Raw genomic sequence first — 24,086 nt, 5'->3', positions numbered from 1 at the left:
GGCGCACAGCGGGCGCGGGCATTGCCGGGCGCCCATGCAGGGTTATTGAAGTGCAAATGAGAATAGTTGCTATCATTCAGCTCGCCGTGCTGCCTCGATGCACGGTTTCCAACCAATAAGAGTTGGCTCGCCCTGATAGGAACCCACATGATCAAGAAGACTTTGATTGCCACGCTCGCGGCCTTCGGCTGCCTGGCGTCCGCCCACGCTCACCAGGTCTGGGTGGAGCAGCCGGACGGCCAGAATGCCGTGCTGCGCTTCGGCGAATTCGGCGACAACCTGCGTGAAGCCTCGCCCGGCCTGCTGGACAAGTTCGGCAAGCCCACCGCCACGCTGATCACCGCCAAGGGCACGCAACCCGCCGAAGGCAAGAAGACCGCCGATGGCTACACGCTGCCGTTCAAGGCCGCTTCGGGCGACGCCATCGTGGCCGAGGACGCGGCCTATCCGCTGAACACCTACAAGCGCGACGACAAGAGCATCACCGGCTGGTATCACCCCGCCGCGCGCTACATCACCGGCTTCACCGAGCAGGTGCCCAAGCTGACGCTGGACATCGTGCCGACCGGCAAGCCGGGCGAACTGAAGGTGACGTACAAGGGCCAACCGCTGCCCAAAGCCAAGGTGGCATGGGTGGTGCAGTCGGGTTGGGCCAAGGAAGGCTGGACCGACGACAAGGGCCTGGTGACGTTCGACACGCCGTGGCAGGGCGTGTACGTGGCCGAAGTGGGCCACGCAGACCGCACGGGCGGCGAGCGCGACGGCAAGAAGTATGACGTGGTCAACTACGTCACGTCGCTGACCTACGTGAAGCCCGACGGCGCCGCGGCCATTCCGGCGGGTCCCGCCGCCGCGCCGAACAAGTAAGGCGCAGCGGGACGGCACGCGGCACGGTGTCGCGTGCCTTCAAAGCGGCTTTCGGCGGGGCGGGCCTCACCCGGTAAACTGTGCGGTTTTCCCCTACCCGGGCCGTTCATTGTCCAACCCTGACCAGACCGTCTCGCTCGACTCGCCCCTGGCGGAAGACGCCGAGGCGGGCAATACCTTCGAGGGCTATTTCCGCGATCCGAGCCTGGCGGCCGAGTCGCCGGTGGCCTGGGCGCTGGGACAGCGCCTGGACGTGCTCGACGCCCTGCGCGGCCTGCTGTCGGGCGGCCATGCGGCCGCGCGCCTGCGGGTCTGGGCGTTCCTGGAAATCGCCGGCCAGCCCCAGGCCCGCCTGCAACGCGACGACCTGAACCTGCTGCTGCACGCGCTCAAGCCCGAGGCGCTGGACATGGCGCTCAAGCGCTTGCGCGAACTGGGCCTGCTGGTGTGGGATGCGACGGCCCAGGACTACCACCTGCCGCCCCTGGCGCAGCAGGTGCAGGCGATGCTGGCGCCCTTGTCGCGCGCCTCCAGCGAGGACGACGACATGGCCGCGCTGCTGGCCCAGGTCGCGGGCGCCCAGGCGCTGGGCCTGTCCGACGCCGGCCACATCAAGCATCTGCACGCCCAATTGGCACGCCTGCACGACGAATTCGCCGACGCCATCGCCAGCGGTTCCGAAGCCCGCCTGCGCGAGGCGCAGCCGCGCTTCGAGCGGGCACTGAGCCTGGTCGAGCGCGCGGGCGAGGCGTTGACGGCCCTGATCCGCAGCGAGCATGGCGACGCACGCCTCGAGCGCGAGGCACGCGCCCTGGGCCATGGCCAGGCCCGCCTGCTGTCCATGGCCAGCCAATTCACGCGGGCCATGCAGCAGGCCGACCGCCAGCGGGTCACGCTGGGCAGCACCGGCATCACCAGCTCCGACGTGCGGCATTGGCTGCAATCCCATCCCGCGCTGCATGAACTGGTAGGCGAATCCCTGTCCACGGGCGTGCGCCCGCTGTTCGCCAGCGCCGCCGACCTGCTGGACGTGGCCGAAGGCGAATTCGAGCGCGACCGGCCCGATCCCCACCGGTCCACGGGGTTGCCGCCGCCTGCCGAGGCGGCCAAGGGCGAGATCGAGGCGTTGCGCATGCCGGCCGAGCTGGGCGCGTTGATCGGCTTGCTGGCCGATTGGCAGGGCGCGGCCGCCGAGGGCGCGCCGCCTGAGCCGCAGCCCATCGGCCAGGCCGTGCTGGGCGGCCGTTTTGCCCAGGCGGCCTATCGCATGCAATTGCTGCCGCTGCTGGGGGATGCGCAGGCGCGCACGCTGCAGGGCCAGACCGGCGACCTGGCGCGCTCGCCGTGGCGCGCGGTGCTGACCGCCAAAGTGGTGAAGGTCGACGACGAGCACGTCGCCAGGCTCAGCGCGGGGAACCTGCATCCAGACATCCAGGAAAAAAAATGATTGATTCCCTCGACGAAGCCGCCGTGCTGGCGGCCGAACTGCTGGCGCGCCGCTGGCTGCCCCGCAAGCATCCCAAGGTGCGCCGCGCCCTGGTCGACGCCGATCTCTGGCAGGCCGTGCAAGACCGGCTGGCCCAGGTGGGCCTGCGCCTGGTGGACAACATTCATTCCGACTACGTGTCGGTGGCGCTGCTGCGCGGCGCCGAAACCGCCGTCTTCGGCGAAGCCGGCCTGAACGCCAGCAACAACGCGGACCTGCCGCGCGATGGCATCTCGCTGCTGGTGGTGCTGTGGGCCTTGATCATCCTGCCCAAGCGCGAACGCCAGGCGGCGCGTGCCAGCAGCGCCGAGGGCGACTCGCAGACCGAGATGTTCCAGACCGATCGGCCGATGCCCAGCGCGGCCGAGGTCAGCCCCACCGTGTCGTACCGGGCGCTGCTGGCCGATTTCGGTGGGCAGTTGGGCCGCAAGACGCGTCTGGACACCAACCTGCGCCGGCTGGAAACCCACGGCTTCATCGTGCGGCGCGGCGACGACATCGCCGAAGGCCCGCTGCTGGACCTGCTGCTGGACTACGACACCATGGCGTCACGCATCCTGGATGGTGCATTGGGCAGCGTGCTGGCGCGCACGCAGAAAATGGCCGAGCCGGACGAACTGGCCGAAGTCGAAGCCGGCGCCGACACCGATACCCATTCCGCGGAAGGACAGTCCTGATGTTTCACCTGCAAAGCCTGGAACTGCTGCAATGGGACTATTGCCAACGGCTTTCGCTGCCGCTTGACGGCGCCATCATCACGGTGGCCGGCCCCAACGGGTCGGGCAAGACCACGCTGCTGGACGCCATGCGCACCCTGCTGGGGCTGGAGTGCTCGGGCGGCCGCAACTACAAGACCTACGCCCGCCACGCCAACGCCGACATGACCTGGCTGCGCGCCGTGGTGGACAACAAGCCGCATGGCCGCCAGACCTCCAGCCGGCCATTCGCGCGCAACCTGCTGTATTCGGACCAGGTCACGCTGGCCTGCCGCATCGACCGCAACAGCGGCGACTGGCAACGGCGCTACATCATGGTCGAGGGCGACGTCTCCATCGAAGCCTTGATGGAGTTGCCGCAGAAGGATTGGCTGGGCATCGAGCACTGGCGCAAGCGCCTGGAGGGCGCGGGCCTGTCGCGCGCCATCGCCCGCGTGCTGGCGCTCGAGCAGGGCCAGACCGACCGCCTGTGCGAATACTCGCCCAAGGAACTGCTGCGCTTGGTCTTCGACGTGTTCGGCGACCAGGAGGTGCTGGACCGCTACGAAGAGGCGCGCCGCCACCAGCGCGAATTGCTGGAAGAGGTCGAGGCTGCGGAGCGCGAGCTGGCGCACAGCCAACTGCAGCTGTCGCACCTGGAATCGCGCGTCACGCGCTACCGCGACTATCAGGCGCGCCTGCGCGAGCGGGAACGCCTGGCCACCGAAGTGGTACCCGTGCTGGCCTGGCACGAAGAGCGCCAGGACCTGGCCGGCAAGCTGCGTGAGGTGCATCGCCAGCGTCTGCATCAGGCCGAGGAGGTGCGTCAGCGTGCCGGCTACCGGCAGTCGTTGCTGGATCTGTTGCAGGCCAAGACGGACGCCGTGCAGGCCGTGCAGCGCCTGGAAGCCGACCGCGCCACGGCGCGTGCCGCGCAGGAACAGGCGCGTGATGCCGAGCGTCCCGTCGAAGAGGTGCTCAAGCACGCCGCCGAGCTGCAGAAACTCGCCGAAGTCGAAGGCGATGCCGCCTTGCTGGCCGAGCGCGTGCAGACGCTGGAACAGGAAAAGGCCACGTTGGCCGCGCAATGGCATGCGTTGCAGGCGCAGCGCGACGTCGCGCAGTCGTCGCTGGATGGCCTGCAAGGCCAACGCCGTGCGCCGCCGCCGTCCGAAGTGTTGCGCTTCCAGCGCGTGCTGCGCCAGGCCGACATCGACCATCATGTGATGGCGGATGTGATCGAGATCGCCGACGAGCAATGGCGCGCCGCCGCCGAAGGCGTGTTGCGCGCGGCGCGCTGGGTGGTGGTGCTGGGCAATCCCGCCGACGAGGGCCGTGCCATGGCCCTGGCCGAGCGCGAACGTTACCGCCACTATCTGGTGTCCGAGTCGGCCGATGCGCCGGCCCGTCCGGATCCGGACAGCCTGTTGGCCGTGCTGCGTTTCTCCGCGTCCGCACCGGTCTGGCTGCTTCGGCAACTGGGCCAGATCCGCCGCGTGGCCGATACGCAGGCCGGCAGCCGCCAGGGGGGCGAATGGATCACGCCCGAGGCCTATTACCGCGATCCGCGCGGTGGCCGCAGCGTGTGGGTGGAGCCCGCCGAGCATCAGTTCGGCGCCGCCGCCGTGCTGGGCCGCCGCACCGCGCTCGAGCAGCGCCTGGCGCGCATCGATGACGAGATGACCGCGCTGGCGCAGAAGCAGCGCGAGATCCGCCGCCAGACCGAGGCCGCGCAAGCCGCCGCCAAGGGGCACCGGGCCGCCGAAGAGCTGGCCCGGCGTGCCGAGGAATTCGAGCAGGCTCGCCGCGAACTGCCGGCCTTGAAGCAGGCGCGCGCCCAGGCCGGCGAGCGCTGGCAGGCGCTGGAGGAAAAACATTCCAAGGCGCTGCTGACGCAGCATCGCACCAAGTCCGAATACGACCGCGTGCAACGCAGCCTGACCGACAGCGAGCGCAATGCCCAGCACGCCGAGCGTGAACTGCGTGAACGCCATGAGGCGCTGCGCGAGCGGGCGGCGGCTTCGCGCGAGACACGCAAGCGTTTTCCGGCGCGCTGGATCGCTGCCGATACCCTGGACGAACTGCGCGACCACTACACCAACGCCACCCAGGCCCGCCTGCGTGCCGAGACAGTGCAGCGCGAGCTGGACGAAGGCGAATGGGAGACCGACCCCACCGTCGAAGACAAACACGTTCTGATGCAGGCCACCGTGGCTGGACAGCAGGGCGAACTGAGTCAACGGCGCGCCAGCAACGACGCGGCGGCCGTGGCGGTCAACAATGCCCGCGAACGCTATATCGACGTGCTGCGCGCCACGGTGCGGCGCTATCGGCAGAACATTGTCGAGCTGGGCACGCTGGCCGGCGTCGAGGTGGGCGCCGACATGCCGCACCTGGACAACGACGACACCGTGCTGCGCCAGGCGGAACTGCGCGTGCGCTTCAACTTCGACGGCAAGGGCCAGATCGGCCTGAACGACGGCGAAGCCTCGGGTGGGCAACAGGTGATCAAGTCGCTGATCCTGCTGGTGGGCCTGTTGAAGGACGAGGAAACGCCCGGTGGCTTCGTCTTCATCGACGAGCCCTTCGCGCATCTGGACGTGCGCAACATCCAGCTGGTGGGCCACTTCCTGAAGTCCACGCGCGCGCAGTACGTGCTGACCACGCCGATCACGCACAACGTCGAGGTCTTCGAGCCTGCCGACATCACGCTGGTCACCGCGAAGAAGCCGCGCGACGCGCGCTGGGCGCCGCCCATCGGCGTGCTGCAGCGGCGCGCCGAGAAACATTGATCGGGGCGCCGCGCGCATGTCGAACCCTCATGAACAGGCCTGGGACGACGTGCCGCGCGGACGCAATGCCCGTGATCGCTGCGCGCGACGGGCCGTACCGGACGCCTTGCCCGAGGCCTTGAGCGCGGAGGACAAGACGCTGCTGCGCGGTTGGATACGTTCCGATGCCAGCCGCCGTAACCGTACCGTCCTGATGACCGAGGCCGGCCAGACCGGTATCGAGCGGGCCGAAACGCTTTGCGACTTGCTGCTGCGCCACGGATGGCTCGTTCGCCACGAGAAGCTGCGCGGCGGCGTCTGGTCATGGGACGCCGTCACGTGGCGAGACTTGCCCCGGCTGCAAACGCTGTTGGGGGTCACGGGCCCGCGTGAGCGGGGACAGCAACGCCAGGATCGCATCGCGCGGGCCCAGGCATGGCTGGAGGCGCGCGCGGCCGTGGCGGACACCCACGGGCTCGATCCCGATCTGCATGACGAGCTTGCCCACGCCCTGGACCGCTTGCGGGGCGACAAGGCGCTGCGGGTCGATGTGCTCGATACCCGTCTTGACCTGTTGCGGGCGTTGGCCGATTGGCATGACGCCGGCGCGCAGGGCATGCGGCGCGATTTTGCGCTGCGCGCGCAGGGGACGACCAAGTCGATCCGCCTGGCGGACTGGCGCTGGCTGGAGGCGGGCTTCGATCTGGAACGGCTGAATATTTCCAATTTCGCACCGCTGATCTGGCTGGCGGGAGACCTGTCGCTATCCCGGCAGGGCCGGCGCATCGATGTGGGCGCCGTGCGCTTTCAGGGCCTGCCGATCGAGGATGTTTGCTGCGCCGACTCGGCCAGGGGCCCGATGCGCTGGTGGCTGATCGAGAACCGGGCCAGCTTCGAGCGCCAGGCCGCGAAGCGGGCTCCCGAGATCGCGCTGGTCTGGTTGCCTGGCCGCCCAGGCCGCCAATGGCTGCTGGCGATGGCGCACCTGCTGTCGTTATTGCCCGTGCCCGCCTGGATCAGTGCGGATGCGGATCCGGCCGGCGTCGATATTGCCTGCACGGTGGGTTCGCTCTGGGAAGGCCTGGGGCTTCCTTGGGAGCCATACCTGATGGATGCCAGGCAGTTGGACGCGGCCCGGCAGAATTGGCCGTTGAATGTCCATGACCGCCGCTTGATCGAAGCGTTGCTGCAACGGCCCGCCTTGCCCGCCGTGCTTCGGGATCTGTGCGAAGCGATGGCCGCATCCTCCCGCAAAGCCGAGCAGGAAGGCTGGCTGTAGGCCCTGAAGACCGGACTGTATCGATTGCTCGTGCCATCAAGCACTGCCAGGGGCGACGTCGCGCCGCATCAGCAAGACGGGCCTTCTGCAAAGAAGGCCCGTCTTGCTTCAGGCGTCGATCCGAGGGATCAGAACTTGTGGCGGATACCCACGGCCACGGCCGTGTCCTTCACGTCTTCCTGGAAAGCGTAGTTGTTGCCGTAGGCCGCGTAGGCGTACAGGTTGGTGCGCTTGCTCAGGTTGTACGTGCTGCCCAGGGCGAAGACGTTGAACGTCTTGTCGTCGCCGGTCAGGCGGCTGTTCTTGGGATCGGCGCGCTGCCACGAACCGAACACCGAGGAATTGCCCAACGGCAGGGTGAAGCCCAGCATGGTCGAGTCCACGCGCGAGCCGTTGGCCAGCGCGTAGTTGCCGAACGGGGTGAAGCCGGTGGGATTCGTGCCCATGCCGGTGCCCACGAACCAGCCGTCGAAGGTCTGGCCCCAGGTCGCGTGCAGCTTCACGACTTCGAAGTCGTAGGTGCCGCCGACGACGTACGACTGGATCCTGGCATCGTCCTGGCCACCGGGCTGGGCGTTGGTCGGGTTCATGCGGTCATAGGCGGCGATCAGGTCCAACGGACCCTGCGTGTAGCGCGCGCCCAGCGTCAGGATGCGGTTGTTGTCGTTGGTGGCGAAGCCGGTGTTGCTGCTGGTGCTGTCGGCATTGAACGAGTAGCCCGCGCCGAAGCTGAAACCGCCGAAGTTGGGCGATTGATACAGCACCAGGTTGTCCAGGCGCATCGTGTTGCCGGCGCTGAACGTCGTGCCGAGATTGGCGGTCGAATAGCTCGTGCCGAACGGGTCCACGCTGCCGAAGTACTTCGACGCCATGTTGGTCTGGCGGCCGAACTCGATCTTGCCCCAGGAGGCATCGGCCAGGCCGACGGTGGACTGGCGGCCGAACAGGCGGCCACCCTGGGCGGAGGTGCCCGTCTGGCTGTTGTAGCCGGCTTCCAACGTGAAGATGGCCGACAGACCGCCGCCCAGATCCTCGTTGCCGCGCATGCCGAAGCGCGAACCACTGCTGACGCCGTTGACGGCGCCGAAGCGGCTTTGTTTGAAATTGGGCCCCTTGACTTGTTCATAGCCAATGCCCGAGTCGATCAGGCCATACAGGGTGACGCTGTCGGCGGCCTGGGCCGCGCCAACGTAACCCACTGCCAGGGCAGCGGCGAACAATGTTTTTTTCATGGTGTGCTTTCAGTTGATCAATGTGGTTGTTGGCGACGCAGTTCGTGGTATCGGGCGAGGCGTCGCTGGTACTCGGCCGAATTCGTGTCGGGGGTTTCCTCGCGGCGGGTCAGCTCGGCCATGCCCGACTTCACCCAGGCGTCGAGGTCCTGCTGGACGGCTTCGCGGGTCAGGGGGGCATTGGGGGAAGGCTGCGCCGGGGTGGGGGCGGTTTGCGCCGTGGCGGCGTGCGCGATGAGCAGCGCCGAGGCGGCCAGCAGCATTTGCCTGGTCAGCATGATGCGATCTCCTTTGGATGTTATGGAGGGAAGGGGCGTAGCTACGCCATTTCCGCACGAACGATTATGGAGAGCGCCGTGTCCGGCAGCCTGTGCGTTTTCTCACACTGTGCGCGCGATTCGGTCATGCCGAGGCGTGCTGCTCGAACTGCCGAGCCAGCGCCGCGACGTCGGTCACGCAAAGCACGTGGCCGCTTTTGTTCAACAGGCCCTTGCGCGTCAGGGCGCTCATCTCGCGCGTGACCTGCTCGCGGCTGGTGCCGATCATGCTGGCCAGCGCGCTGTGCGCGGGGGCGTGGGCGATGCAGGCCCGGTTGTCGTCGACGCCGGCGGAGTGCACGAGCCGCAGCAACTGCGCCAGCAGGCGGCTGCGCACGTCCAGGGTGCTGAGTTCGACCACACGCTGGTAGAGCGCGCGTGTCTTGTCTGTCAGGCCGCACAGCAGGCGATAGGACAGTTGGGGCTCATCGCGCAGCCATTGCAGGAAACCGCCGTGATCCAGGCGGGCCACCAGGCTGGGTTCGACGGCCACGCGCTCCTGCGCGGTCGCCGCGCCGCCGATGGCCGCCATCTCGCCGAAGTGGTCGCCCGGCGCCATGTCGGCGATGGTGACCGTCTTGCCGTTGGCCGCGTGGGTCATGATGCGGATGTGTCCCGACACCAGGAAGTACAGCGACTCCTGGTCCTGCCGGCTGTCGGGCAATGCCTGTTGCACGTCCAGGCGCAGCCACTGGCACTGCACGGCCAGGGCATCCAGCTGCGCCGTGGACAGCACGTCGAGCAGAGGGATCCGGCGCAGGGCCAGGGAACTGGGGGGGAGGGCGGACGGCATGGAGGAACGGGAATAGAAAGCGCGTGCCAGCGGGCGCGCGCGTACCCGATGATAGGCCCGTCCTGCTTGTACCGCCGTTGGAATCAGTTTTTCATTTCTGGCGAAATAGGCGGACGTCCGATTTGCCTGTCGTGTGGCTGACTGCTCGCCGGTAAGGGGCGGTAATATATGTGCTTATTTCTTCCGGCCATATGCTGCGCGGCCGACCTCTGCGGCCCGACTGTGCAAGGTCCTTGCCATGACCGTCTATCTACGCATTCATCCCCCGTCCTGAATCCGTGCGCCGCGCGCCTGCCTGGGCTGGCGCGCCGATCGGGCGGGGGCATGCCCCACGCCGGAATTTTTTTCATCCCGCCTGCGCCGGTCCGCGCGGCGGCACAACTCTGCGAGTCAGTCATGTCGACAACGACCCCCGGCGACGGGGCCGATTTCTGGGATGCGGGCGGGATGGGCTGCGGCGAGCTCATCCTGAAGCTGCGCAAGCATCTCAAGCGCATGCCCGGACAGGTGATGCGCGTGGTGGCGCATGACGCGGGCGCGATCCACGACATTCCAGCATTCTGCCGCATGACCCGCAACGAACTCGAACGCTACGAACCCGAGACCCACACCTTCTGGATACGGTCGCGGTTGGACTGGTAGGCCGGCGATCCCGTCATCGCCTTTTTCTTCTCACTTTTGATACGGAGATTCACCATGGCTGGAAAATTCGTCGTTTCCCTGACCTGCTCGAAGGACAACACCGACCGTGCCACGGTGGCCTTCGTCGTCGCCAACGCCGCTGTCGCGTCCGACAAGCAGACCCTGGTCTTCCTGTCGATCGAAGGCACCCGCCTGTCGCAAAAGGGCTATGCCGACGACATCCACGAAGAGGGCTTCGCGCCGCTGAAGGAACTGATGGACAACTTCGTGGCCGCGGGCGGCGAGATCTACGTCTGCTCGCCGTGCTTCAAGAAGCGCGCCCTGGACGAGAACAACCTGGTGGCCGGCGCGAAGATCGTCGGCGGCGCCAAGCTGGTCGAGTTCATGAGCGACAACGCTCCCAGCATCAGCTATTGATTTTCGAGGGCGCCGCGGCGCCCTCGTCTTCACCAGGAAGGTCTCCATGATTCCCCGTCGCTTGATGTCCATCGTCTTTCTTCTGGCCGTGCTGGGCTATGTGGCCATCAGCTATGCCGTGTTCGAGGTGCCCGCCACCGCCGCCGCCGCGGAAGAGTGCGGCTTCCTGCCCGGCGAACTGTCGGCCAGCGGCGCCGTGGCCTACGAGCGCTCGCAGGCCTGGGCCATCAGCTTCGTGCGCAAGGAGGAATACTTCGTTGCCGTCACCGTCGGCCTGGCGCTGGCCTTCATGGCCTTTGCCTGGACCATCGGCCGCCGGGGCGGCAAGGCCTCGGCCGGCGTGGCCGCGGGCAGCGGCGTGCTGGCGGTGTCCGCGCTGTGCGTCAGCTGCCTGGCGCCCGCGCTGTCGGTGGTCGGGCTGGGCATCGCGGGGGGCTTCCTGGCCGATGTGCCCAAATCGCTCATCGCCCTGAACACCCTGTTGCTGACGGGGTGGGGGGTGCTGTTCCTGTCGCGGCGCGCCAATGCCTGCGCACTGCCGCCGCGCCAGCCGGGTTCGCATCCCGCGGCGCAGGCTTGAGAATCACAAGAAAGGACTACGCATGAAAACCCGTTTCGCGGCCGTCGCAGCCGCACTGGCCTGTCTGCACGCGGCATCGGCTGTTGCCGCGACCGACTACGCCTCCGTCCTGACGCCGGCACGTCCCGGCATGCCGCTGGCGCATCCCATCGCGCCCGAGACGAAGGCTCCGCCGCCGTTTTCGCTGATCGCGGAGCGTCCGGTCAAGCCGGCCTACGTGCCGGGCCTGCCCGGCCTGCCGCAGTACCGCATGGTCACCGACGACTTCGGCCGCAAGATTCCCAAGTACGACGGCGTGTTCATCCGCCAGAGCCGGGTCGAGAACGGCGAAGTGGTGATTCCCGCGGGTGGCCTGTTCTACCTGGAAGACACCTGGGGCGGCGAAGTGGCCCTGCGTGGCGAGCAGGTGCCGGTGCTGGGCCGCATGACCACCTACATCGACTACGACATGTCGATCGAGGTGCAGGAGAACGTCACCATCCCGGCCGGCGGCAGCGTGGCCGTGGGCGGCCAGGTCTATCACTACTACGCGACGGTCGGCCACGAGACCACGACCAATCACGCGCTGCACGTGCGCAGCATCTCGGGCACCGACTGGGAGTGGGCGTTCGGCAATCCCATCCTGTCGGCCAGCCAGACCAACTGGTGGGGCACGCGCTTCAACCAGCTGTACAACCAGGGCCAGGCGCGTGAAGTCACGCCGAAGCAGATGGTGTTCGACTGGCTGAGCGGCGTGCGCACCGATCGCATGCTGTACGCGGAAGAAACCGTCCACAAGGGTTTGGCGGCGGCGGGCGAGCAGTGGCAGGTCGGCGCGCGCACCGTGCGCGTGGCCGCCGTGGACGCGGCAAAGGGCACGGTCAGCCTGGAAGTGCTGCAGGATGGCAAGGTGACGGCCTCGCGCACGCTGGGCCCCATCCAGCCGGAACGCCTGATCGAGGATACCGATGCCCGCAAGGCACTGGTGTTCGAGGACGGCGACATGGTGGCCTTCCTGTCGCCGTGGCCCACGGCGTTCGAAGGCGACAAGGCTAACCTGAAGGTCTATGGCAAGGCCTTCAGCGTGCGCTACGGCCAGGACTACGTGCACGACACCCGGTTCACGGGCTACCCGGTGGGCTGCCCCACGGGCCATGAGTTCGGTTTCATGCTGGTCAACAAGGAAGAGATCCGCCTGAAGCCGGGCGAGTCCTACTCCGGTCCCGAAGGCTATTTCAAGGTCGTGGTCGATTCCGTGGCCGACGGCAAGGTCACCGGCTGGCACGTGCAGGACCGTGACGGCGCGCGTTCGATCAACCTGGGCGGTCCCGACGTGACCAACGTCGACCTGGTGCTGGGCCAGGGCCGCGTGGCCGGCCAGGCCATCCTGTTCGACGTGGGCCGCGCCATGCTGGCCCGCACCTACGCCGCCGCGCAACGCGCCGACACCGGCGCGGCCGCCGTGCCCGCCACGCCGGCGCCGGCCGCAGCCCAGGCTCCTGCGCCCACCGCGCCGTCCAGCGGCGGCCTGTCGCCCTCGCTGATCATCGTCATCGCCATCCTCGCGCTGGCCTGCCTGGGCGTGGGCTTCGAGTGGGGCCGCCGCCGCCGTCCGTAGGCGCACAGGAGCATCGACATGGAACCCGTCACCACGCACACCCTCTCGCCCGACGTCAGCTTCGACGGCGGCGATCTCGATTGCGGCAACGGTCTGCTGCTGCTGATCCGCAAGCACATCGATCCGCTGCCGCGCGGCGGCTTGCTCGAAATCCAGTCGCGCGAGATCTCGGTCGATGAAGACCTGCCCGCCTGGTGCCGCCTGACCGGCAACGAGCTGATCTCGTGGACCAAGCACAACGGCCAGCGCAGCTTCCTGGTGTGCAAGGGCAAGCTGGCCGAACGCGATGCCGTGCCGGCCGCGCCCGCCGCGGTGTCCGTCCAGGCGTCCGCGCCGGCCGCGCCGCGCGAGCGCCGCCAGCCCGTCGCGGCCGCGCCCGTGCCGGCCCTGGCGGTGACCGGCATGGGCAGCTGGCCGCGTCCGCGCTGGATGATCGATGCCATGCACGCCCACGTCGAAGGCCGCCTGCCCGAGGCCTCGTTCCACGAGACCGCCGACGACGCCGTGCGCCTGGCCATCTCCGCGCAGGAGAAAGCGGGCGTGGACCTGGTCACCGACGGCGAGCAGCGGCGCGACAGCTACGCCAGCTTCGTGGCCTCGCGTCTGGACAATTGCCAGTTGATTCCGCTGACCGACCTGCTGCCGCTGGTCGACGATCCGGAAGAATTTGCCGCCGAGCTGCGCGCGCTGGACATTCCGGCCGGCGACGTGCGGCATCCGGCCGTCTTCGGCCACCTGTCGCGCTCGCGTCCGCTGGTGGCGCACGAGGTGGATTTCGCGCGCTCGGTCACCGGCAAGCCGGTGAAGGTCGCGCTGCCGGGCCCGTACCTGCTGACGCGCACGATGTGGATGGAGTGCATCTCCGACCGCGCCTACGACAGCCGCGAGGAACTGGCGGCCGACGTGGTGCGCGTGTTGCGCGAGGAACTGGCCGAACTGCTGGATGCCGGCGCTTCGCTGGTGCAGCTGGACGAGCCCGTGCTGTCCGAGGTGGTGTTCTCGGGCGCCAAGAACAAGCGCAGCTTCATGTGCGGCGCCTTGTCCGAATCGCTGGCGCCGGACCAGGAACTGGATTTCGCGCGCGACCTGCTGAACGCCGTACTGGACGGCATGCCGATGGACCGCACGGCCCTGCATGTGTGCCGAGGCAACTGGACCCCCGATGAAAGCGTGGCCTTGTCGGGCGACTACGCGCCGCTTCTGCCCATGCTGGCGCAGGTGAAGGTGGGCGCCTATCTGCTGGAGATGTGCACGCCGCGCGCGGGCGACGTGGCCATGCTGAAGGCGCTGCCCGACCATGCCCGCATCGGCATCGGCGTGGTCAACCAGAAGGACCAGGCCATCGAAACCGAGGATGCCGTCGCGGCCCGTATCGAGCGCGGCATTGCGTTGTTCGGCCGCGACAGGTTGCTGCTGCATCCCGATTGCGGCTTCGCCACCTTCGCGGACAACCCGATCTGTTCCACGCAGATCGCGCAGGACAAGCTGCAGGTGATCGCCCGGGCGGCGGCGCGTTTTCGGTAGCGAGGGGAGGGCCGCGTTCAGGCGCGGAATCGCGCCGGAAACGAGGCGGCGCAAGCCACTCTGTTTCGATTTGTCTGAAGTCTGTCATGTAGCCATGTGCCGTGGCCTAGCTAGAATGCGGGAATCTTTTTCTGGAGTCACGCATGGATCTGCTCAAATCGTTCACTGACATCGCGCAAAAGGCCGGCTTCGAGTTGCCGCCCGAACTGGCGGCCTGGTATGGCGAGGGCGTGGCCCACGCCGATGCCGACACGCCGGCGATGGCGGATGTCTACGACTTCGAGTGGATCTCGCCCGAGCAGTGCCAGCAGGTCATCGACGAGTGGCTGAACCCCGAGGCGCAGGATGGCATCCGTTTCTTTCCCTTCGCCGAAAGCGGCGCGGGCGATGCGTACTGTCTGGTGCGCCTGGCCGATGGCCGCCAGGGCGTGTCCATGGTCTGGCACGACGATGACGAGAACGACATCGAGTACGACAGCTTCGCCGATTTCGTGGCGGGCACGTACCTGGCCAGCTACGCCAACCTGTCGTACCTGGGCGACGACACACAGGAAATCGGCAAGGCGATGCGCGCCAGCCTGGAAGTGACCGCGCCCGCGCTGCCCGAGCATCACGCCAAGATCATCTCGGCGCCGGCCCGCTTGTCCGTGCAAAAGCGCACGTTCCGCACCGGCCCGAAGGCCAAGCCCGAGACCGTGCCGTCGCTGTTGCCTCAGGAAGACGCCGAAAACGGCGCCGAGCGCTTCAAGCGGTCGTCGCCGATCTGGTTCACGGTCGTGGCGCGCTGGGATATCGAATAACGCGCGCCGTCCTGCGCGGCAAGGCTCGGCGCGGTCGCCGGGCTTTCTTGCACCTTGCCGGCGGACATCAGTTCGCGGCGGGCAAGCGCGCGAACTGTTCCTCGCTGGGAAACCCGCGGGTGCGATAGCGCACGGGATAGCCGTCCGCCACGGGCTCCAGCAATCCGCTGCATTCCGCGAACATGGCGTCCCACGTCGTGAAGACATCGGCCTTCGGTTCGCCGTCTTCGCCGATCACCAGCAGCGCAATCAGGTCCGTGCGGGGCAGCAGCGTATCCACGTCCTTGGTCCAGACCGCGTAGGTGTTCAGCCGTCCCGTGTCCTGCTGCTGGATCAGCTTGCAGCTGGCCACGAAAAGGTCGATGCCTTGCGCCTCGTGCAGGCGTTCCAGCAGATCCTTCTGCACCTGATAGGCATCGGCCGAGCCGTGGCGTTGCAGGTCGGCCAGCCGTTGCGCGGTGTCCGCGTCCTGCGGCACGACGGCTTCCAGCCGGCCGTCGTGGATGCGGTACATATGGGATGACACGGCGCGCTGCTCGGCGGCCAGCGTTTCCTGGGCCACGGCCACCATGGCGCGTTGCGCGTTCACGTCGCGCGCCGAGGCCACCAGCAGGCAGCCGCGCGTGGGAATCATGATGACGCAATCGGTGCCGGCCGGCGTGCGGTGCATCATGTCCGGCAGCAGGCAGCGCGACGAGTCGTAGGCATCGTTCCACGTGCCGCGATATACGCCCGGGGCCACCTCGACGAACTGCTCCGCGCCCAGTCCGCGCAGATTGTCTATCGCATCGGCGAAGACGGCGTCGAACGTCATGCCCCATTCGCGGATCTGCTCGATGCCGACGCTGGACATCGTCTCGGGCGTATCGAAGGCGATCATCAGCACGGCGTCTTCGCTGAACACGCGGCTGGAATCCTCGTAGGGTTTGTCGTCGCCATTGGCGGCGTGCGTCAGCCGCATGGTCTCGGGGAACGTCTTGCTGCGGATGATGGGCCGCAGGTAGGGCCGGGCATCCGCGTAGGTGTTGGGCGTCTCGGGTTGCCGCAGCACCGCCAGGTACTTGTTCAGTACGTTGGCGCGCTCGGCCTTGGGCGCCGCGCAGTAGTCATGGTAGGCATTGTGCAGGTTGAACACCTGCTTCCGGCCCTCGCCGTGCAGCAGCGAGAAATCGCGCTCGGAATAGACCATATCCTGCGTCAGGCCAGACCGCGCGGCCTGCTGGCGGACCATCTGCGCGAACTTGTCGCGGGACGGGGTGGAAGAGAAGATATCGAACAAACCCAAGGCACGCTCCCGGTTGTTTTTCGTGGCGGAGCGGATCGCCAGTCTGGCCTATGTCGTTCGTGCCGCGCGGTGGAGTCCTGCGCGTAGGCGATGGCGAGCCGAAAACTGCGGGGCCAACATATCACGCGCCTGCGGGATTGCCAGCGGGATGGTCCGTGCGAAAGGCGTGCAGGTGTAACGCGCGTTTGCAAGGTCGTCGACATAAGCGACGCCATTCAGGCTGCGGTAGGACGTTCGCAACGATTGAATGTCTCAGAGCCGCCAAGGCGCAATAGTCTGCATATGTCGGCAAAACTCCCGATCTTTCTCCAACGTCGTTAAGTTGCCACCGGGCAAGCCGTTAATGATGTCATAACAGTCATATTTTTGTCTTTTTCATGAGTCCGCGGGGGAGCAGCGGGCTCATGCACGGCGAGTCTGGAATTCCATGTTTACCAATCTGAGCATTCGCGCCCTCCTGATGTGGGCGCTGGGCATCTGTTTTCTGCTGTTTCTGGCAACCGGCATCGCCGGCTATCGCATGCTGGAAACCAATCGGGTAGCGATCCAGGAACTGCTGGACAACAACGTCGTGCGTGGCGACCAGGCGCATCGCCTGGCCAGTGAACTGTTGCGCGCGCGGCTTGCCATCGTGAATGCCGTTGCGCGCATGAAGGACGGCGATATCGAAGACGCCAAGAAGATCGCGCAGCGCGCCATTCCCTACAACGAACGCGCCGATGGGTACGTCAAGACGCTGCGGGCGCATCCGGATACGTCCGCCGAAGGTGGTCCGCTGTATCGCGACATGATCAGCAGCTACGAGGCCTATCGCAAGGAAGCCTACGATCCCTTGGTCCAGGCTGCGTTGGCGGGCAATCTGCAGCAGACCCTGACGCTGAACGACCAGAAGGTCACGCCGATGGGGGCGGCGTTCACCAAGAGCCTGCTGGCCTACGTCGACTATGCCAGCAAGGTCGGCGCGCAGATTTCGGACGACGCCTCCGCCACCATCGCGCGTGCGGTGATTGCGCTGGCCGTGGGCGGCCTGGTGGTGCTGCTGCTGATGGCGGGCATGCTCTATCTGTTCAACAGCCGCGTCTTCAAGCCGCTGCGCGAAGCCGCGCAGATCTTCGAACGGATCGCTGCCGGCGACCTGACCGGCCGTATCGTGGCGGCCTCGAAGAACGAGATCGGCGTGCTGTTCGCCGCCGTCAAGAGCATGCAGGACGGCTTGATCCGCACCGTGTCCACCGTGCGAGACGGCGTGGAGCAGATCCATACCGGCTCGCGCGAGATCGCCGCGGGCAACTCAGATCTGTCTTCCCGAACGGAAGAACAGGCTGCGTCCCTGGAAGAGACCGCCGCCAGCATGGAAGAACTGGCGTCCACCGTGCACCAGAACGCCGAGAACTCGCGCGGCGCCAACCAGCTGGCGCAGGAAGCTTCCGACGTGGCGCAGCGGGGCGGCGACGTGGTCGACGAAGTCGTCACCACCATGCAGGCGATTTCCGACAGCTCGCGCCGCATTGCCGAGATCGTCGGCGTGATCGACAGCATCGCGTTCCAGACCAACATCCTGGCGCTGAACGCGGCCGTGGAAGCCGCGCGCGCCGGCGAGCAGGGCAAGGGCTTTGCCGTGGTGGCGTCGGAAGTGCGTGCGTTGGCGCAACGCAGCGCGCAGGCCGCCAAGGAGATCAAGTCGCTGATCGACGATTCCAACGGCAAGGTGCGGCAGGGCGCGGGCCAGGTGGAAAGCGCCGGCGCCACCATGCGCGAGATCGTGAGCGCCGTGCATCGCGTCAGCAGCATCATTGCCGAGATTTCCTCGGCCTCGGCGGAACAGTCGGCCGGGATCCAGCAGGTGAATCAGGCCGTGTCGCAGATGGATGCGGTGACGCAGCAGAACGCGGCGCTGGTGGAAGAGGCGTCGGCGGCGGCGTCGTCGCTGGAAATACAGGCGGAGAAGCTGCGTGGGGCCGTGGCGATCTTCAAGCTGGCGTCGGGGCAGGTGATCGAGGTGTCGGCGGGGCAGGTGGGGTATGGCGGCCGGGCGGGGGCGCTGGAGATGGCGCACTGATCGACGCAAGGAGGGCTGCGATGCTATCCCGCCCATTGTGTGCCCAAGCTTCAGGCTGACATCTGCCAGGCCCGGGCCATATCAGTACGCAGTGCCCGGGGGATGCGTTCATCGCCTTGCGCCTGGCGCATGGCGGCGGACATGCCTTCACCGATGCGGCGCAGCACTTCGCGAGGATTGCTGACCCCGCATACCTTGCTGCCGAACCGCAGCAACTCGTCTTCAGTGGGATAGGTCTTCGTCTGGTGCTTGCCGGCAAAAAGCTTCAGCGCCATCGTCCTGTCTTCCAGTTCTGGCCCCCCGTCGTAGCGGGCATACCGATAGACTGCGGTCGTTACGACGTCGAACATGGGAGCCAACCAGGCCTCGCTGGCCGAGCGGTACAGCACACCATAGTTCTTCAGATGGCCATCACCGTTGCGGACCATGATGCTGAAAGCGACTTGCTCGAAGAATCGCAGCAGGTTGTGCCTGGGTAACTGCAATTGGATGAGCAACTGGGCCACGCGCTCATAACTGCCTTGGTACTTGCGGTCGGCCAGCACATCGCGCACCCGCAGGCCCGCCAGCGCGGCAATATCCTCGAACCCCAGCCGTTCTAATGTTCCATCGGTTTTCGTGACCAGATCGAAGCGGTCCAGCACCAGCATCTGCCCATCGTCCGACAGCGCAAAATCGGGGGTGTCGATGCCTGCCAGCCGCGCCGCGCTCAGGCACAGGAATTCATTGGCTGCCAAGCCGGGGTAGGCGGGGCTGGCGGCTTTGACGATCAATGACGAGATAGGTACGGTCGGCCGGTCGGGCACCATGATCTTGGGTTGCATGCCTGCAATCCCGGCGCCTGTGCTCAGGTAGGCGCTTACCAGTTCGTCGAACACCTCGGGGGTGTAGCGCGTCGACAGCAACGTACGCTTGTCGAGCGTGGGGGGGGCAGGGACGCAAGGGCTATCCGGCAAGCGATAGCCGATCCGGCCAATGCTGTTCTGGCCGCTCAGGGCCAGCAGATGCATGGGTGTCAGCGGCTGCTTGGGAAACGCAGCGCGTAGCCGCATGTAGAGGTCGCCTTCCGGCAGATTCTGGTCCATCACGGGAAACAGATCGCCGTCCTGCCAGGTCAGGCGATCGGCGGCGGGCATCAGCAGGGCCAGCGAGGTCTGATCGGGATCGGGGCCCAGATAGCGGAATTCATACCTCGACTGCTTCAGCAACTGCCCGGCATCGGGCTCGTTTGCAATGGCGATCTGCAGCAGCGGAATTTTGTCCGGAAGCATGGCTGCGCTCAGTCCTCGTCGCGTGAGAAATGGTCTGCGACTTCCTGCATCGTCGGCATGCCTGCACGGGTGATCTGCAACGCCAGGCCCATGGCGCCAAGCACGGCCAGTAGTGAGGACACGGTGACGTCTTCGCCTGACTCGATACGATAGATCACCTCACGCACTTTTCCGGCGCGATGGGCGAGCTCCGTCTTCGAGAGCCCAGCGGTTTCGCGGTGGGCTTTCAAGATCGGGGCAAGCTGGTTTAGGAACAGGATTTTGTCAGTCATAACTGACGTTCTAAAAGGATTTATGTTGATTTGCTAGTTTTAACTAGCAAACAAGCGGCGGTCAACCTTGTTGGTGAGGCATGCCTAGCCGAATCGGGCCATGAGGTTGATCTTTGGGATCCACGTTGTGGCCCTTTTGGCGAATGGTCAAGGCGCTGCGTCTGGCCATGTCGATGGCCACTTCACGCACCCGGGGCATCAATGGCCGCCAGTCGTTTGGTGCCAACGTCCTTGCGACCTCCGACGGACAGACGGTCGCGCCCGGCTCGCGTTGGTTGAGCAGGCAGAGAATCGTGTCGTGGATGTGTTGGTCGGAGCAATGCATGCGCTGATCGTTGCATGGGTAGGCCGTAAGCGCGTGTGAGGCTTGCGAACCTGACGTAGCGCCATGCGTGCGTCGCTGCAGGGGTGTTTTTGACTGCTTTGACGGCACCAATGCAAAAGGGCTGCGCGTCAGCGCAGCCCTTTGGAAATCTTTTTGGTGGCCTGGGGCGGAATCGAACCACCGACACGCGGATTTTCAATCCGCTGCTCTACCAACTGAGCTACCAGGCCAACGAAGACCGCAACTATACATGAATTTTTCAACGCGTGCAGGAACTGGCACCAAATTTCTTCGCCGAGTTCCATCAACACTGACCTCACCCACAGGACGCCCCCAACCCCTCATTGATGCCATCCAACAACCTCAGGGGAAACCCTGGGCGTATAATCCTGGGTTGTTCTCTGTTACATCCGTGTGTACAAGCTACCCGTACACGCCGGCGCCCAGCGCCGACACCTTCCGGGTCGCGCACACCTGCCACGATGTCCGTCGCCGTTCTTGCCTTCGGTCTGAATCACACCTCCGCCCCGGTCTCGGTGCGCGAGCGCGTGTCCATGCCCGTCGATCTGGTGCGTCCGGCGCTGGAAGGGTTGCGGGCGGCATTCGGTGGATCGGTGCGCGAAGCCGCCATCCTGTCCACCTGTAATCGCACCGAGGTCTACTGTGCGGCCGAGCCGCAGGTGGCCGAGCAACTGCCGGCGTGGCTGGCCGAGCACAACCGCATCGAAGCCGTCTCGCTCGACCCCCATCTGTACCGCCATCGCCAGGATGAAGCCGTGCGTCACGCGTTCCGCGTGGCCAGCGGGCTCGACTCCATGGTGCTGGGCGAGCCGCAGATCCTGGGCCAGATGAAGGACGCCATCCGTGCCGCCGACGAGGCCGGTTCGCTGGGCACGCTGCTGCATCAACTGTTCCAGCGCACCTTCTCGGTGGCCAAGGAAGTCCGTTCGCAAACCGCCATCGGCGCGCAGTCGGTGTCCATGGCCGCCGCCGCGGTGCGCCTGGCCGAGCGCGTGTTCGGCAAGCTGGATCAGGCGCGCGTGCTGTTCATCGGCGCGGGCGAGATGATCGAACTCTGTGCCACGCACTTCGCCGCGCAGCGTCCGCACAGCATGGTGGTGGCCAATCGCACCACCGAGCGCGCCGAGACGCTGGCGGGCCGCTTCGCCGCCGGCACCATGAAGCTGGCCGAGCTGGGCGACCGCCTGTCCGAATTCGACGTGGTGGTGTCCTGTACGGCCAGTTCCCTGCCCATCATGGGCCTGGGCATGGTCGAGCGCGCCACCAAGCTGCGCCGCCACCGTCCCATGGTCATGATCGACCTGGCCGTGCCGCGCGATATCGAACCCGAAGTCGGCCGCCTGGACGATATCTACCTGTATTCCGTCGACGACCTGGGCCGCCTGGTGCAAACCGGCACCGACGCGCGCCGCGCGGCGGTGGTGCAGGCCGAGGCCATCATCGAAACCCGCGTCCAGGGCTTCATGCACTGGATGCAATCGCGCGAAGTGGTGCCGGTCATCCGCGACCTGCACCAGGCCGCCGCCGACGTGCAGGCCGCCGAACTCGAGCGCGCCCGCCGCATGCTGGCGCGTGGCGATTCCCCCGAAGCCGTGCTTGAACAACTGGCGCACGGCCTGACCCAGAAGTACCTGCACGGCCCGCTGGCGGCGCTCAACCGCAGCGAAGGCGACGAGCGCCGGCAATTGCTGGGCTGGATGCCGCGCCTGTTCCCCAGCCGCGACACGCGCCGTTAGCGTCCCGCAACGCGCCGCCTCTTTGGCGGCGGACGTTCGCCTCGCGGGCGCCCGCCGTGCCGATTTCCCCCTTTATTTGGTATTTCCGCTGATGAAAGCTTCCATGCGCAGCCGGCTGGAACAGCTGGCCCATCGCCTGATCGAGATCGATGCCTTGCTGGCCGATCCCGAGTCCGCGTCCGACATGGACCGCTTCCGCAAGCTGTCGCGCGAGCGTGCCGAGGTCGAGCCTGTCGCCATCGCCTTCAAGACCTTCGAGGCGACCGAGGGCGACATCGCCGCGGCGCAAGAGATGCTGTCCGACCCCGACATGCGCGAGATGGCGGAAGAAGAACTGAAGGCGGGCAAGACGCGCCTGGAAACGCTGGAAGGCGAACTGCAGTTGCTGCTGCTGCCGCGCGATCCCGACGATGGCCGCAGCCTGTTCCTGGAAATCCGCGCGGGCACGGGCGGCGACGAAAGCGCGCTGTTCTCGGGCGACCTGCTGCGCATGTACACGCGCTTCGCCGAAACGCGCGGCTGGCGTGTGGAACTGATGTCGGAAAGCCCCTCGGAACTGGGCGGCTACAAGGAAGTGATCGCGCGTATCGACGGCGACGGCGCCTATGGCCGCCTGAAGTTCGAGTCGGGCGCGCATCGCGTGCAGCGCGTCCCCGCCACCGAGGCGCAGGGCCGCATCCACACGTCGGCATGCACGGTGGCGGTGATGCCCGAGGCCGACGAGATGAGCGAGATCGTCATCAACCCCAGCGACCTGCGCATCGACACGTTCCGCGCCAGCGGCGCGGGCGGGCAGCACATCAACAAGACCGACTCGGCCGTGCGCATCACCCACTTGCCCACGGGCCTGGTGGTGGAGTGCCAGGACGACCGCTCGCAGCACCGCAACAAGGACAAGGCAATGCAGGTGCTGGCCGCGCGCCTGAAAGACCAGGAATTGCGTGCGCGACAGAGCAAGGAGGCCGCCGAGCGCAAGAGCCTGATCGGTTCGGGCGATCGTTCCGAACGCATCCGCACCTACAACTTCCCGCAGGGCCGCGTGACGGACCACCGCATCAACCTGACGCTGTACAAGCTGCAGCAGATCATGGAAGGCGACCTGGAAGAATTGACAGGCGCGCTGATCTCCGAACACCAGGCCGAGCAACTGGCGGCCCTGGGCGACGAGGTCTAACGCATTCTGGTTTCTAGGGGGAGATCGCGACATTCTTGCCGCGACGCATTCCGTGGAAACCATTGCGTGGCAAGCTCGCCGTCTCCATCCATCGCCGCCGACCATCCATGACGCGCATCATCGACCTGTTGCACGACTCGCGCCTGCCGCGCCTGGAAGTGCGCATGCTGCTGGAACACGCCCTGAACAAGCCGCGTGCCTGGCTGCTGGCCCACGATACCGATCCCGCGCCCGCCGTGGCCGCCGAGCTGTACCGTGCGCTGGCCGAGCGGCGCCTGGCCGGCGAGCCCATGGCTTATCTGCTGGGCGAGCGCGAATTCATGGGACACACGTTCCGGGTGACGCCCGACGTGCTGATTCCGCGTCCCGATACCGAACTGCTGGTGGAAACCGCCATCGAGGCGATTTCCCGCAAGCCCGGCGCCACGGTGCTGGACCTGGGCACGGGCAGCGGCGCCATCGCGATCTCGGTGGCGCTGGCGCGTTCACAGGCCGTCGTCACCGCCACCGACTGCAGCGCCGCGGCGCTGGCCGTGGCCACCGACAATGCCAGCCGGCTCGGCGCCCGGCTGCGCCTGTTGCACGGCGACTGGTTCGGTGCGCTGCCGGCGGGCGAGCGCTTCGACCTGATCGTGTCCAATCCCCCGTATATCCACAGCGCCGACCAGCACTTGGCGCAGGGCGACCTGCGCCACGAGCCCCGCGGCGCGCTGACGGATGGCGCCGACGGCCTGGGCGCGCTGGCGCGCATCGCCGCCGACGCGCCCGCCTGGCTGGCGCCGGGCGGCGCGCTGTGGATGGAACATGGCTGGGATCAGGCCGAGGCCGTGCGCGAGCAGTTGCGCGCCGCCGGTTTCGGCAACGTCGCCAGCCGCCGCGACCTGGCCGGGATCGAGCGGATTTCCGGCGGGTACCTATAATTGACGTATTGCCGGACCATCCC

22 protein-coding genes and 1 tRNA gene are annotated in these 24,086 nt (G+C 66.7%); 15 read left to right on the top strand and 8 right to left on the bottom strand.

Annotated features, from left to right (window positions below; all coding sequences use genetic code 11):
* Nucleotides 1–150: 150 nt before the first annotated feature.
* From A7W11_RS20555 to A7W11_RS20535, 5 genes are all read left to right on the top strand, one after another.
* On the top strand, nt 151–867 hold the full coding sequence (locus A7W11_RS20555) for a cobalt ABC transporter substrate-binding protein (protein ID WP_412778745.1): 717 nt from the start codon (nt 151–153) through the stop codon (nt 865–867).
* Between the two features lie 109 nt (nt 868–976).
* Nucleotides 977–2,314, top strand: coding sequence for a hypothetical protein (locus A7W11_RS20550; protein WP_066418279.1), 1,338 nt, complete (start codon nt 977–979; stop codon nt 2,312–2,314).
* On the top strand, nt 2,311–3,030 hold the full coding sequence (locus A7W11_RS20545; RefSeq protein ID WP_066418276.1) for a DUF4194 domain-containing protein: 720 nt from the start codon (nt 2,311–2,313) through the stop codon (nt 3,028–3,030). The genes A7W11_RS20550 and A7W11_RS20545 overlap by 4 nt, the downstream gene beginning before the upstream one ends.
* Entirely contained in the window at nt 3,030–5,840 is a 2,811-nt protein-coding gene (locus A7W11_RS20540; protein ID WP_066418265.1) for an ATP-binding protein, read from the top strand. The genes A7W11_RS20545 and A7W11_RS20540 overlap by 1 nt, the downstream gene beginning before the upstream one ends.
* Nucleotides 5,841–6,033: 193 nt before the next feature.
* Complete coding sequence (locus A7W11_RS20535; RefSeq protein ID WP_066419313.1) at nt 6,034–7,098, top strand: toprim domain-containing protein; 1,065 nt, start codon at nt 6,034–6,036, stop codon at nt 7,096–7,098.
* 128 nt (nt 7,099–7,226) lie between these two features.
* Here A7W11_RS20535 and A7W11_RS20530 read toward each other — a convergent pair whose 3' ends face one another.
* From A7W11_RS20530 to A7W11_RS20520, 3 genes are all read right to left on the bottom strand, one after another.
* Complete coding sequence (locus A7W11_RS20530) at nt 7,227–8,330, bottom strand: porin (RefSeq protein ID WP_066418262.1); 1,104 nt, start codon at nt 8,328–8,330, stop codon at nt 7,227–7,229.
* Between the two features lie 17 nt (nt 8,331–8,347).
* On the bottom strand, nt 8,348–8,608 hold the full coding sequence (locus A7W11_RS20525) for a DUF4148 domain-containing protein (RefSeq protein WP_066418259.1): 261 nt from the start codon (nt 8,606–8,608) through the stop codon (nt 8,348–8,350).
* A 124-nt stretch (nt 8,609–8,732) separates the two neighbouring features.
* Entirely contained in the window at nt 8,733–9,440 is a 708-nt protein-coding gene (locus tag A7W11_RS20520; RefSeq protein WP_066418257.1) for a Crp/Fnr family transcriptional regulator, read from the bottom strand.
* Nucleotides 9,441–9,836: 396 nt separating this feature from the next.
* Between A7W11_RS20520 and A7W11_RS20515 the strand changes: the two genes are divergently transcribed.
* From A7W11_RS20515 to A7W11_RS20495, 6 genes are all read left to right on the top strand, one after another.
* A complete protein-coding gene (locus A7W11_RS20515) occupies nt 9,837–10,082 on the top strand; it encodes a sulfurtransferase TusA family protein (protein WP_066418254.1) in 246 nt (81 codons plus the stop codon).
* A gap of 54 nt (nt 10,083–10,136) precedes the next feature.
* Nucleotides 10,137–10,499: a DsrE family protein gene (locus A7W11_RS20510; protein ID WP_066125275.1), complete on the top strand. Its 363-nt coding sequence runs from the start codon at nt 10,137–10,139 to the stop codon at nt 10,497–10,499.
* A 46-nt stretch (nt 10,500–10,545) separates the two neighbouring features.
* On the top strand, nt 10,546–11,079 hold the full coding sequence (locus tag A7W11_RS28535) for a hypothetical protein (protein WP_218188619.1): 534 nt from the start codon (nt 10,546–10,548) through the stop codon (nt 11,077–11,079).
* 22 nt (nt 11,080–11,101) lie between these two features.
* Nucleotides 11,102–12,676, top strand: coding sequence for a hypothetical protein (locus A7W11_RS20505; protein WP_218188618.1), 1,575 nt, complete (start codon nt 11,102–11,104; stop codon nt 12,674–12,676).
* A gap of 18 nt (nt 12,677–12,694) precedes the next feature.
* Nucleotides 12,695–14,200: a 5-methyltetrahydropteroyltriglutamate--homocysteine methyltransferase gene (locus A7W11_RS20500; protein WP_066418247.1), complete on the top strand. Its 1,506-nt coding sequence runs from the start codon at nt 12,695–12,697 to the stop codon at nt 14,198–14,200.
* Nucleotides 14,201–14,343: 143 nt separating this feature from the next.
* Nucleotides 14,344–15,000 carry an SMI1/KNR4 family protein gene (locus A7W11_RS20495; RefSeq protein WP_066418244.1) on the top strand — a complete coding sequence of 219 codons (657 nt, stop codon included), beginning with the start codon at nt 14,344–14,346 and terminating at the stop codon, nt 14,998–15,000.
* A gap of 67 nt (nt 15,001–15,067) precedes the next feature.
* Here the strand turns inward: A7W11_RS20495 and A7W11_RS20490 are convergent, their stop codons facing one another.
* On the bottom strand, nt 15,068–16,285 hold the full coding sequence (locus tag A7W11_RS20490; RefSeq protein WP_066418233.1) for a DUF1444 domain-containing protein: 1,218 nt from the start codon (nt 16,283–16,285) through the stop codon (nt 15,068–15,070).
* 427 nt (nt 16,286–16,712) lie between these two features.
* On the opposite strand from A7W11_RS20490, the gene A7W11_RS29010 reads away from it, so the two are divergent.
* Nucleotides 16,713–18,344, top strand: coding sequence for a methyl-accepting chemotaxis protein (locus A7W11_RS29010; RefSeq protein ID WP_066418228.1), 1,632 nt, complete (start codon nt 16,713–16,715; stop codon nt 18,342–18,344).
* A gap of 50 nt (nt 18,345–18,394) precedes the next feature.
* Here A7W11_RS29010 and A7W11_RS20480 read toward each other — a convergent pair whose 3' ends face one another.
* The 4 genes from A7W11_RS20480 to A7W11_RS20465 form a co-directional block, all read right to left on the bottom strand.
* Nucleotides 18,395–19,615 carry a type II toxin-antitoxin system HipA family toxin gene (locus tag A7W11_RS20480; RefSeq protein ID WP_066418218.1) on the bottom strand — a complete coding sequence of 407 codons (1,221 nt, stop codon included), beginning with the start codon at nt 19,613–19,615 and terminating at the stop codon, nt 18,395–18,397.
* An 8-nt stretch (nt 19,616–19,623) separates the two neighbouring features.
* A complete protein-coding gene (locus A7W11_RS20475; protein WP_066418212.1) occupies nt 19,624–19,887 on the bottom strand; it encodes a helix-turn-helix domain-containing protein in 264 nt (87 codons plus the stop codon).
* A 61-nt stretch (nt 19,888–19,948) separates the two neighbouring features.
* Complete coding sequence (locus tag A7W11_RS29175) at nt 19,949–20,212, bottom strand: DUF3253 domain-containing protein (protein ID WP_082887388.1); 264 nt, start codon at nt 20,210–20,212, stop codon at nt 19,949–19,951.
* Nucleotides 20,213–20,366: 154 nt separating this feature from the next.
* Nucleotides 20,367–20,442, bottom strand: a tRNA-Phe gene (locus A7W11_RS20465).
* 252 nt (nt 20,443–20,694) lie between these two features.
* Here A7W11_RS20465 and hemA point away from each other — a divergent pair.
* The 3 genes from hemA to prmC all read left to right on the top strand — a co-directional run bounded on the left by hemA (nt 20,695) and on the right by prmC (nt 24,063).
* Complete coding sequence (gene hemA, locus A7W11_RS20460; protein WP_066418208.1) at nt 20,695–21,969, top strand: glutamyl-tRNA reductase; 1,275 nt, start codon at nt 20,695–20,697, stop codon at nt 21,967–21,969.
* Nucleotides 21,970–22,060: 91 nt separating this feature from the next.
* Nucleotides 22,061–23,143, top strand: a complete 1,083-nt coding sequence (prfA, locus tag A7W11_RS20455; protein WP_066419311.1) for a peptide chain release factor 1 — start codon at nt 22,061–22,063, stop codon at nt 23,141–23,143.
* 107 nt (nt 23,144–23,250) lie between these two features.
* Complete coding sequence (gene prmC, locus A7W11_RS20450; RefSeq protein WP_066418206.1) at nt 23,251–24,063, top strand: peptide chain release factor N(5)-glutamine methyltransferase; 813 nt, start codon at nt 23,251–23,253, stop codon at nt 24,061–24,063.
* Nucleotides 24,064–24,086: the final 23 nt, after the last annotated feature.

Origin of the sequence: Bordetella ansorpii, assembly GCF_900078315.1 — a bacterium.
Classification (GTDB): domain Bacteria; phylum Pseudomonadota; class Gammaproteobacteria; order Burkholderiales; family Burkholderiaceae_B; genus Bordetella; species Bordetella ansorpii.
Note: the sequence above shows the minus strand (reverse complement) of the source record. Positions and strands in the feature narration are given on the sequence as shown.

What these genes read in the sequence shown, in the direction of transcription:
- A7W11_RS29175 (WP_082887388.1), bottom strand. Translation starts at nt 20,212, where the DNA reads ATGCATTGCTCCGACCAACACATCCACGACACGATTCTCTGCCTGCTC.
- A7W11_RS20545 (WP_066418276.1), top strand. Translation starts at nt 2,311, where the DNA reads ATGATTGATTCCCTCGACGAAGCCGCCGTGCTGGCGGCCGAACTGCTG.
- A7W11_RS20500 (WP_066418247.1), top strand. Translation starts at nt 12,695, where the DNA reads ATGGAACCCGTCACCACGCACACCCTCTCGCCCGACGTCAGCTTCGAC.
- A7W11_RS20530 (WP_066418262.1), bottom strand. Translation starts at nt 8,330, where the DNA reads ATGAAAAAAACATTGTTCGCCGCTGCCCTGGCAGTGGGTTACGTTGGC.
- A7W11_RS20525 (WP_066418259.1), bottom strand. Translation starts at nt 8,608, where the DNA reads ATGCTGACCAGGCAAATGCTGCTGGCCGCCTCGGCGCTGCTCATCGCG.
- A7W11_RS20510 (WP_066125275.1), top strand. Translation starts at nt 10,137, where the DNA reads ATGGCTGGAAAATTCGTCGTTTCCCTGACCTGCTCGAAGGACAACACC.
- A7W11_RS20480 (WP_066418218.1), bottom strand. Translation starts at nt 19,615, where the DNA reads ATGCTTCCGGACAAAATTCCGCTGCTGCAGATCGCCATTGCAAACGAG.
- hemA (WP_066418208.1), top strand. Translation starts at nt 20,695, where the DNA reads ATGTCCGTCGCCGTTCTTGCCTTCGGTCTGAATCACACCTCCGCCCCG.
- A7W11_RS20540 (WP_066418265.1), top strand. Translation starts at nt 3,030, where the DNA reads ATGTTTCACCTGCAAAGCCTGGAACTGCTGCAATGGGACTATTGCCAA.
- A7W11_RS20495 (WP_066418244.1), top strand. Translation starts at nt 14,344, where the DNA reads ATGGATCTGCTCAAATCGTTCACTGACATCGCGCAAAAGGCCGGCTTC.
- A7W11_RS20475 (WP_066418212.1), bottom strand. Translation starts at nt 19,887, where the DNA reads ATGACTGACAAAATCCTGTTCCTAAACCAGCTTGCCCCGATCTTGAAA.
- A7W11_RS20515 (WP_066418254.1), top strand. Translation starts at nt 9,837, where the DNA reads ATGTCGACAACGACCCCCGGCGACGGGGCCGATTTCTGGGATGCGGGC.
- A7W11_RS20535 (WP_066419313.1), top strand. Translation starts at nt 6,034, where the DNA reads ATGACCGAGGCCGGCCAGACCGGTATCGAGCGGGCCGAAACGCTTTGC.
- A7W11_RS20505 (WP_218188618.1), top strand. Translation starts at nt 11,102, where the DNA reads ATGAAAACCCGTTTCGCGGCCGTCGCAGCCGCACTGGCCTGTCTGCAC.
- A7W11_RS29010 (WP_066418228.1), top strand. Translation starts at nt 16,713, where the DNA reads ATGTTTACCAATCTGAGCATTCGCGCCCTCCTGATGTGGGCGCTGGGC.
- prfA (WP_066419311.1), top strand. Translation starts at nt 22,061, where the DNA reads ATGAAAGCTTCCATGCGCAGCCGGCTGGAACAGCTGGCCCATCGCCTG.
- A7W11_RS20520 (WP_066418257.1), bottom strand. Translation starts at nt 9,440, where the DNA reads ATGCCGTCCGCCCTCCCCCCCAGTTCCCTGGCCCTGCGCCGGATCCCT.
- A7W11_RS28535 (WP_218188619.1), top strand. Translation starts at nt 10,546, where the DNA reads ATGATTCCCCGTCGCTTGATGTCCATCGTCTTTCTTCTGGCCGTGCTG.
- prmC (WP_066418206.1), top strand. Translation starts at nt 23,251, where the DNA reads ATGACGCGCATCATCGACCTGTTGCACGACTCGCGCCTGCCGCGCCTG.